At 54.6% G+C, this 9586-nt stretch carries 6 protein-coding genes, 1 tRNA gene and 1 pseudogene; 4 read left to right on the forward strand and 4 right to left on the reverse strand.

Going from position 1 to position 9586, the window contains the following annotated elements:
* The 4 genes and pseudogenes from R3196_RS10345 to rpsT all read right to left on the reverse strand — a co-directional run.
* Positions 1–296, reverse strand: a pseudogene (locus R3196_RS10345) (class I SAM-dependent methyltransferase); the annotation flags it as partial.
* Between the two features lie 44 nt (positions 297–340).
* A tRNA-Arg gene (locus R3196_RS10350) sits at positions 341–417 on the reverse strand.
* A 43-nt stretch (positions 418–460) separates the two neighbouring features.
* Complete coding sequence (locus tag R3196_RS10355; RefSeq protein WP_318936698.1) at positions 461–2407, reverse strand: alpha/beta hydrolase family protein; 1947 nt, start codon at positions 2405–2407, stop codon at positions 461–463.
* Positions 2408–2583: 176 nt separating this feature from the next.
* Positions 2584–2844: a 30S ribosomal protein S20 gene (gene rpsT / locus R3196_RS10360; protein ID WP_318936699.1), complete on the reverse strand. Its 261-nt coding sequence runs from the start codon at positions 2842–2844 to the stop codon at positions 2584–2586.
* A 191-nt stretch (positions 2845–3035) separates the two neighbouring features.
* On the opposite strand from rpsT, the gene R3196_RS10365 reads away from it, so the two are divergent.
* From R3196_RS10365 to ileS, 4 genes are all read left to right on the forward strand, one after another.
* Positions 3036–4847: a DUF885 domain-containing protein gene (locus R3196_RS10365; protein WP_318936700.1), complete on the forward strand. Its 1812-nt coding sequence runs from the start codon at positions 3036–3038 to the stop codon at positions 4845–4847.
* Between the two features lie 6 nt (positions 4848–4853).
* Positions 4854–6419 carry a murein biosynthesis integral membrane protein MurJ gene (murJ, locus tag R3196_RS10370; RefSeq protein WP_318936701.1) on the forward strand — a complete coding sequence of 522 codons (1566 nt, stop codon included), beginning with the start codon at positions 4854–4856 and terminating at the stop codon, positions 6417–6419.
* A 57-nt stretch (positions 6420–6476) separates the two neighbouring features.
* Positions 6477–7412 (forward strand): bifunctional riboflavin kinase/FAD synthetase, encoded by a 936-nt coding sequence (gene ribF / locus R3196_RS10375; RefSeq protein WP_318936702.1) that lies wholly within the window; start codon positions 6477–6479, stop codon positions 7410–7412.
* A gap of 60 nt (positions 7413–7472) precedes the next feature.
* Positions 7473–9586: isoleucine--tRNA ligase (gene ileS, locus R3196_RS10380; protein WP_318936703.1), on the forward strand; the 2114-nt coding region annotated here is incomplete at its 3' end.

Below are 9586 nucleotides of genomic sequence, written 5' to 3' on the forward strand. Positions count from 1 at the left end.
AGTTTTTTAGCTATGGCTGGTGAAGACGTACGCAATTGGGCCGGTGGATCGATTTTGGCCGCATCCACACCATGGATAACAAAGTCTTTCTGATTTGCGCGATTGTAATCGAAGGCCAGTAAGGCCAGCGCGCCGTTACCACAACCGGCATCAATAACCGTGGCGCCGGCCGGAATTTCAGCGAAAGTCGCATCCCAGAAGTCTTTTACTACGCCGGCATAGCCCCGGTTGGCTTCGCCTTCGGCAAAGCTATTGAGCACGCCCTGGGTGTGCCAGTATTTACTCCAGTGTTCCATTGTTTGGTCCTTAATTATTGATATGCTTTATTAGTATTCAGAAATGGCGTCCCCGGCAGGAGTCGAACCTGCGACCTGCCCCTTAGGAGGGGGCTGCTCTATCCTGCTGAGCTACGGGGACTGACTGCCCCCGTTTTTCCGGAGAAAAGGAGGGCAGTATCGGCTTAGCGGGTGCCGTCGCCTAAGTGTTTAGTGAAGAACACATCGAGGCTATTATACAGATCAAACTTGTTGGGTTCGAGCTGAAAGCCATGTCCTTCGTCGCGCACCATCGACTGGTAGGGGATATTTGCGTCATCAAGGGCATCGGTGAGGGCATCGTACTGTGCCATGGGCACGCGCACGTCATCTTCGCCGTGCACCAGATAGATAGCGGCTTTGATTTTATTTACATTAAAAGACGGTGAATTGGCTTCGAGTTCCGCCTGATCATCACCAAGGATATGAGATAAGTATTTTCTGCCGCTTTCGCGACCCGGAATGTCACCGGTGGTCTTCATGACCGGCAGTGAGTACACAGCCACGTAACCGACGGCGCACTGGTAGAGGTCAGGTTCCCGGACTACACCCATAAGTGCCGCGTAACCGCCGTAGCTACCACCATAAATACAGACGTGGTCTTTATCGGCGTAACCCTGCTCAATCGCCCACAAAGTGGCATCAGTGACGTCGTCCTGCATTTCGCGACCCCATTTACGGTAGCCGGCTTCTTCAAATAGCTGGCCGTAACCGCCCGAACCACGGAAGTTCACCTGCATAACCGCAAAGCCGCGATTAGCAAAAAATTGATTTTCCGCGCTGAAGCCCCAGCGATCGAAGGGACCGTGCGGGCCACCATGCACATTTACAATTAACCGTTTCACTTCGGCGTCATCGTGCCCTTGCGGGAGCGTCAGGTACCCATTAAGGCGAAGACCGTCGCGAGCTTCAATATGAAACGGTTTTACTTCCGCCATGTCGGCCGGGTTAAGCTTAGGGTTGGGTGAGGCGATATAGCTTGCTTCAAGGGTCTCGGTATTAAACAGATAATATTCACCGGCATTGCGGTCGGAAGTGACCTTTACTACGGCCTGGGTTTTGTCTCTGGTCAGGCTGGTCAGTACCACGCGCTGCCCGGGGAAAGATGCTTCCAGCCGTTTTAGCAGTTGTGCTGATTTGCTATCGTCAACATACACCCGGCGGAAATAGTCAGGCATGAATTCAAAACCGACGATAGCGTCGTTCATTCCCTTGACGGTTCCCATGACGTTCGAAACAGGATCTTCAGCGACCGCCGTCATTTCTCCGGTCACGGTGTCAAATTTATAGACGGCAACCGTTTTGCTGTCATGGTCAGAAAGCAGGTATGCGTAGCGATCATCTTCAGTGAAGCCGGCGAAGGAGAGATTGCGGCCTTTTTCGAAGTTGCTGATATCAAACTCTTTCCATTCTTTTGATCCCAGCGGCTTGTAGTAGAGCCATAACGTACCCTGGCCAAATTCGTCGTCACGCTCTTCTTCATAAGCGTATGCAGCGCGCAGTTCACCGCTGTTATCGGTGATCAGGCTATTGGCACGGGGTGGTTGATCAGCAAGATAGTAAAGCCGGCCATCGTTGATATTCATCCGGTGGGCTTTCATTTCGCCTTCATCAGCAAAATGGTATTTACCAATCAGAATATGCTCAGGATCGTCAGGCCATAGGTGCAGAATACGGTAACCCGTCATGCCCCATTTAAAGAGTTCACGCCGGTTACTCCCGTCAACGTTCGCCCCATAGAGGCTGGGAACGCCGCCTTTTTCATCCAGGTAACCGACAAACTTGGCACCCTCAAAAATAATCCGCTCATTATTTACCCAGTTGATATTATTAAACCGGATATTGTCGCCAAAGGCGAAAGAGGTGGTTACCTCGCGGTTTTCGCGATCAAAAATGATGATTTTGTCGCGGGTGCCTTCGCTGGATTTAATCGCGAAATGGCGGCCGTCGGGTGAGATATGGACCCCGTCGTATACTGCGTTACTGAAAAAGTCCTCGACCGGAAATTCTTCTGGCTGGGCGTTGGCGATAAGCGGGGTACTGCTAAGGACTAAAACCAGTAGCAGCGTCAATAGTTGAGTAAGGCGCATCATGAGTTAGGATTCTCCGGCGGAACAGTTTTGTTATCGTTATTGTTAGAAGACAACATTATGACAACAAAGTCGCCCAAAGAGAACCGGTCAGAGGAATTAATGGCATAAAAAAACCGGCCAGTGGCCGGTTTTTTGTAACTAACTGTGAGGTTAGTTTAATCGGTACAGAAAACGTCTTACAGCGATTTGATTTTCGCGTTCAGACGGCTCTTGTGCCGGGCAGCCTTATTTTTGTCGATAAGGCCTTTGGTCGCATAACGATCCAGAACCGGCTGAAGATTAGTAAATGTCTGTTCAGCAGTAGCTTTATCGCCTGCTTCGATGGCAGCAGTTACTTTCTTCAACAAGGTACGCATCATTGAGCGACGGCTCGCGTTATGGCGACGGTTCTTTTCCGCTTGTACCGCGCGCTTTTTCGCAGACTTAATGTTAGCCAAGGTGAACTCCTAAAATTCGTTATCAGATCGCGTGTGTTAATTAGGGCGGGGAATATGCCTGTTTTTCGGTTTAAAGTCAAGCCTGAGATTGGATATTTGGCGTGTTTCAGCATCCCGCAGGTAAAACACTGATGCAAGTTGTTGGTGGATTAGGTTATATTGTTTTCAAATACTCTCTGAAGGGTTCCGTCATGTGGAAATGGACTAAGCGCGGCCTGGCGACTGTTGTCGTTCTGGGCGCCATACTCATCATTAATGCTATCTGGTTTAAGCCGTTTTCTATCCGCGTGTTTTACGACCGGACCATGCTGGATATGGCGATGAGCTCACCCCAGACACTGACTCAGCTGCGGGTTCTGGAAGGTTTTGGTTTTGATGGCCATAATGCCGAACTGGACAATCTGTCGCCAGCGGTGCGCGCCGACCGCATGGCGAAGCTGCGGGAAAACTATGAGATGTTTCAGTCCTATGGCCGCGAAAGTCGTACCGGGCAGGATCTGATTTCCTATGACATCTTTGATCACTTTATGAGCACCATGATCGAAGGTGAGCGCTGGCAGTGGCATAGTTATCCGATTACTCAGCTCAGCGGCGTGCATACCAATCTGCCGTCGTTTTTGTCCGATATGCATCAGGTGAGCGATGCCACCGATGCTGAGCACTACATCAGCCGGCTGAACGGTGTTGACCTGCAATTCTCACAGTTGCTTGAAGACCTGGCCATCCGCACTGAGAAAGGCATTATTCCGCCGCGCTTTGTGGTTGATGCTGCTATTGCCCAGATGGAAACCATTATGGCACCGGCACCGGCCGACAACATGATGGTGACTTCTTTTGCGACCAAGCTGGCAAAAACCGAACTGAGCGAAGCCGAGCAGCAGGATTTTCTTAAGCAGGCCGAAACTGCAATGCAGGTATCGGTGTATCCGGCTTATCAGCGTCTGCACGACTACTTTGTGGCACTGGCACCGCAATCGACCAATGATGCCGGGGTGTGGAAACTGCCCGACGGCGATGCCTATTACGCTTACATGCTGAAGCAGAACACCACCACCGACCTGAACCCTGACGAAGTCCATCAGATTGGTCTGAGTGAAGTGGCACGTATCCAGGCTGAAATGCGCACAATTTTTGATCAGCTGGGTTATCCGGCGGATGTCAGCATTGGTGCCCTGTTGCAACAGATGAACGAGGATCCACAGTTCCTGTATCCGGATACTGAAGCGGGTCGTGAGCAAATCCTGGCGGATTACACCGCGATTGTGGACGACATCTATACCTATATCGATCCGGCCTTCCGCAATAAGCCGGAAGCGGGCCTGGAAGTGGTGCGGGTACCTGAATACGCCGAGAAGAATGCACCGGGCGCTTACTATCAGCGGCCAGCACTGGACGGCTCACGGCCCGGGCGTTTTTACGCCAACCTGTACGACATCAAGGCCACGCCGAAATACGGCATGAAAACCCTGACCGTGCATGAAGGCGTGCCGGGCCACCATTATCAGCTGGCTCTGCAACAGGAAATGACCGGCTTGCCGATTTTCCGCTCCTTTATGCCGTTCTCGGTTCACGCTGAGGGCTGGGCGCTTTATACCGAGCAACTGATGGCTGATCTGGGCTTCTACGAGAATGACCCGTACGGCGATCTGGGCCGGCTGCAGGCGGAACTGTTCCGCGCTATCCGGCTGGTGGTAGATACCGGTATCCATGCCAAACGCTGGACCCGTGAAGAAGCCATTGACTATATGGCATCCCAGGGCGGCATGACGATATCCGATGTGACCTCGGAAATTGAGCGGTATATCGTCTGGCCTGGTCAGGCAACCTCATACAAGATGGGCATGCTGAAGTTTGTTGAGCTGCGTGAAAAAGCGCGTGCCGAACTGGGTGATGCCTTTGACCTGCGCGATTTTCACGATGTGGTGCTGACCAGCGGCGGCATGCCACTGGATGTGCTGGAGCGTTTAATCGATGATTACATCGCCGACAAGCAAGCAGGTTAACCGGCTTTGAGTAGTAAACTGGCCCGGTCAGGCGTTGTTGTCAGCGCCATGACCTTTATCTCGCGGGTACTGGGACTGGCCCGCGATGTGGTTATCGCTAACCTGATGGGTGCCGGTGCCGCTGCCGATGTGTTCTTCTTTGCCAATAAGATCCCTAACTTTTTACGGCGACTGTTCGCCGAAGGCGCTTTTGCGCAGGCTTTTGTGCCGGTGCTCACCGAATATAAACAGGGCCATCCGCTGGATGTGCAGCGGCTGCTGATCGCCCGGGTGTCGGGCACCCTGGGCACTATAGTGACCATAGTAACCCTGGCCGGCGTGGTGTTGTCACCGGTGGTGGCGGCACTGTTCGGTATGGGCTGGTTTCTGGACTGGTATTATGACGGGCCGCAGGGCCATAAGTATGTGCTGGCTTCAGATTTACTGCGCATTACCTTTCCCTATCTCTGGTTTGTTACCTTCGCGGCGCTGGCCGGGGCGATTTTAAATACCCTGGGTAAATTCGCCGTGGCCGCCTTTACCCCGGTATTCCTGAACGTGGCGATTATTGCTGCCGCTATCTGGCTGGCACCTTACTTTGAGCAGCCGGAATATGCGCTGGCCTGGGGCGTGTTTTTCGGTGGTCTGCTGCAGTTTGTATTTCAGCTGCCATTTATCCGCCGTGCCGGTATGCTGACCCGGCCCCAGTGGGGCTGGAATGACCCGGGCGTAGCTAAGATCCGCAAACTGATGATTCCGGCGCTGTTCGGGGTATCGGTCAGCCAGATCAACCTGTTGCTGGATACCTTTATTGCCAGCTTCCTGATGAGTGGCTCGATCAGCTGGCTGTATTATTCCGACCGGTTGCTGGAGTTTCCGCTGGGTTTATTTGGTATCGCCATCGCCACCGTGATTCTGCCGGCGCTGTCGAGCCGCCATGTGGATAAATCGTCCGATGATTTCAGCCGAACCCTGGATTGGGGCATCCGCACCGTGATTCTGCTGGGCCTGCCGGCCATGACCGGCTTGCTGGTGCTGGCCGAGCCGATGCTGATGGTGCTCTTTATGCGTGGCGAATTCACTCCCGAAGACGCGCGGCTGGCTTCTTATAGCCTTTATGCCTACGGTAGCGGCCTGCTGAGCTTTATGCTGGTGAAAGTGCTGGCCACCGGCTTTTATTCGCGTCAGGATACCCGACGTCCGGTGCGCTACGGCATTATCGCTATGGTGTCGAACATGGTACTGAACCTGGTGTTCGCGATTCCCTTTGGCTACGTTGGTCTGGCCATCGCCACCTCGATGTCGGCAGCGATTAACGCCAGCTTATTAGGTTATAACTTGTGGCGGGACGGCGTACTGAAACGCTATCCCGGCACCCTGACTTATATTGCTAAAGTCGTGCTTGGTTGTGTGGCGATTACTGCCACTGTGTTGTATTTAAACCCCGATCGCAGCTGGTGGCTGAATGCCGATATCTGGCCCCGTATTGGCCAGCTGGCCATGCTGATTGGCGCCGGTGCCGGTGCTTACGGGGTGACCCTGTTAGTGCTGCGGATCCGCGTCACTGTTCGTACAACTGTTCGTAGAAAGTGATGGCTGCTATAATCGGCAGCTTAGCTGAAACGACATAACGAGAACTGACTCCCGACTATGCAACTCATTCGTGGGATCCACAACATTCGCCGCGAACATCGCGGCTGCGTGCTGACTATAGGTAATTTTGATGGTGTGCACCTGGGCCATCAGGCGGTGCTGGCACAGGTGACTGAGCAGGCCCGGCAGCGCGGTTCAGCCTCGGCGGTGATGACTTTTGAACCGCAGCCCCAGGAGTTGTTTCAGCCCGGCAAAGCCCCGGCACGCCTGACCAACTTTCGTGAAAAGCATCTGGCGCTGCGCCAGCGCGGCATCGACCGGCATATCGTTATTGAATTTAACCGCAAGTTCGCCAATCTGCCCGCCCGCACCTTTATCGAGCAGGTGTTGGTGCAGCAACTGGGGGTTGAGTTTCTGGTGGTGGGCGATGATTTCCGGTTCGGCAAAGACCGGGAAGGCGATTTTGCCTTGCTTCACCGCGCCGGTAACGAATTTGGTTTTGAGGTGGTCGACACCCGCAGCTATCGTCAGCAACAACAGCGGGTGAGCAGCACCGCGATTCGCGCGGCCCTGAAGGCCGGCGACTTTGCCGAAGCTGAAGCTATGCTGGGCCGTCCTTATGCGTTCTGCGGCCGGGTGGTGCACGGCGAAAAGAAGGGCCGTACCATCGGCTTCCCCACCGCGAATATCCGCTTACACAGGCTGCAAAGCCCATTGCAGGGCGTTTTTGCGGTACGGGTGCGGCTGCCGGGCGAAAACGCGGGTAAATTGCTCGATGGCGTAGCCAATATCGGCCGCCGGCCCACCGTGCAGGGCCAGGTTGAGCAGCTCGAAGTGCACTTATTTGACTATGACGCTGAGCTCTATGGCCGGCAGCTGCAAGTGATGCCCGTGGCGGCGATACGCCCGGAACAAAAATTTGCCGATTTTGCTGACTTACGTGAACAAATAAAAGCCGATGCAGAGGTAGCCCGATCCCTGCTGCGCAGGTAGAATACCCCTATTGCTGAGACCCTGGCGCGAATAGCCGATAATGATCAAACAGGAAGCCTGATGACTGACTATAAACACACGCTTAATTTGCCGGACACTGAGTTCCCGATGCGCGGTAACCTGGCGCAGCGTGAACCGCAGATGCTGGAACAGTGGTATGCCGACGATGTGTACGGCCTGGTTCGTAACGCCAAAGCGGGTAAGCCGGTGTTTATAGTGCACGATGGCCCTCCGTATGCCAACGGCCAGATCCACATTGGCCATGCAGTCAATAAGATCTTAAAAGATATTATCGTTAAAGCCAAAACCCTGAGCGATTTTGACGCGCCTTATGTACCGGGCTGGGATTGCCACGGCCTGCCGATTGAGCTGCAGGTTGAGAAAAAATACGGTAAGCCGGGCAAGAAGCTGACTGTGGCTGAGTTCCGTCAGCATTGCCGCGACTACGCCATGACGCAGGTGGAAGCGCAGCGCGAAGATTTTAAACGCCTGGGCGTGTTCGGTGACTGGGATAACCCGTATCTGACCATGAACCCGCAGCAGGAAGCGGACAGCCTGCGGGCGCTGGGCAAGATTATTGCCAATGGCCATATGCAGCAGGGCTTTAAGCCGGTGCACTGGTGTACCGACTGTGGCTCGGCGCTGGCGGAAGCCGAAGTGGAATATCAGGATAAGCGCTCGCCGGCGATTGATGTCAGCTACCGGGTAGTGGATGAAGCTAAGGTGCTGAGTGTCTTTGACCATCCGGCGGAGCATGCCGGTGAAGGTGAAGTGGCCATGGTGATCTGGACTACCACGCCGTGGACCATTCCGGCCAGCCGCGCGGTATCTGTGCATCCGGGCCTGGATTACGCGCTGGTGCAGGTAGAAGCGACCGATGAGCGGCCGGCGCAGCGACTGATTGTTGCCACGGATCTGGTGACCTCAGTGATGGAGCGCTGGAATATCAACCACTATCACAACCTGGGCTACGCCAAGGGCGAAGCGCTGGAACTGATGCAGCTGCAGCACCCGTTATTTGACCAGCAACTGCCGGTGATCCTGGGTGAGCACGTGACCACTGAATCGGGTACCGGCTGCGTGCATACCGCGCCGGGCCATGGTGTGGACGACTTTATTGTCGGTAAGCGCTACAACATTGAAGTGTATAACCCGGTTGGCGATAACGGCGTGTACAAAGATGACACCCCGATGTTTGCCGGCCAGCACGTGATGAAGGCCAATCCGAATATCGTTGATGCGCTGAACGAAGCCGGGCGGCTGGTTCATCATGAAGCCTACAACCACTCGTATCCGCATTGCTGGCGCCATAAAACGCCGATTATTTTCCGCGCCACGCCACAGTGGTTTATCAGCATGGACAAAGAAGGCCTGCGCAGCAAAGCACTGGAGCAGATCAAGCAGGTACGCTGGGTGCCGGAGTGGGGCCAGAGCCGCATTGAGAGCATGATTGACGGCCGGCCGGACTGGTGTATTTCGCGCCAGCGCACCTGGGGTAACCCGATTGCGGTGTTTGTGAACCGCGATACCGATGAGCTGCACCCGCGCACGCTGGAGCTGCTGGAGCAGGTTGCCCAACGCATCGAGAAAGACGGCATTCAGGCCTGGTTTGATCTGGAACCGGCCGAACTGCTGGGCGAAGAGGAAGCCAAAAAATACCGCAAAGTAACCGATACCCTGGATGTCTGGTTTGACTCGGGCGTGACCCATGAAGCCGTGCTGAACAAGGTTGACGGCCTGCAATGGCCGGCGGATCTGTACCTGGAAGGTTCGGATCAGCATCGCGGCTGGTTCCAGTCCTCGTTGCTGACCGGTGTGGCCATGTATGAACAGGCGCCGTACAAGCAAGTACTGACGCACGGCTTTACCGTGGACGGTCAGGGCCGCAAGATGTCGAAATCGATCGGCAATGTGGTGGCGCCCCAGGAAGTGATGAACAAGCTCGGTGGGGACATCCTGCGCTTATGGGTAGCGGCGACGGATTATTCGGCGGAAATGACGGTTTCGGATGAAATTCTGAAGCGGTCCGCTGATAGCTACCGCCGCATCCGCAACACCGCGCGTTTCCTGCTGGCGAACATCAATGAATTTGAGCCATCACAGCACGCCGTTAAGCCTGAAGACATGGTCGATATCGACCGCTGGATTGTGGCCCGGGCTATGGCGCTGCAGGA

The sequence above is a fragment of the Pseudidiomarina sp. genome, assembly GCF_033722695.1.
Lineage (GTDB): Bacteria > Pseudomonadota > Gammaproteobacteria > Enterobacterales > Alteromonadaceae > Pseudidiomarina.

Bases quoted from the DNA above. Each gene is read 5' to 3' on its own strand.
- R3196_RS10365 (WP_318936700.1), top strand. From the start codon at position 3,036: ATGTGGAAATGGACTAAGCGCGGCCTGGCGACTGTTGTCGTTCTGGGC.
- ribF (WP_318936702.1), top strand. From the start codon at position 6,477: ATGCAACTCATTCGTGGGATCCACAACATTCGCCGCGAACATCGCGGC.
- R3196_RS10355 (WP_318936698.1), bottom strand. From the start codon at position 2,407: ATGATGCGCCTTACTCAACTATTGACGCTGCTACTGGTTTTAGTCCTT.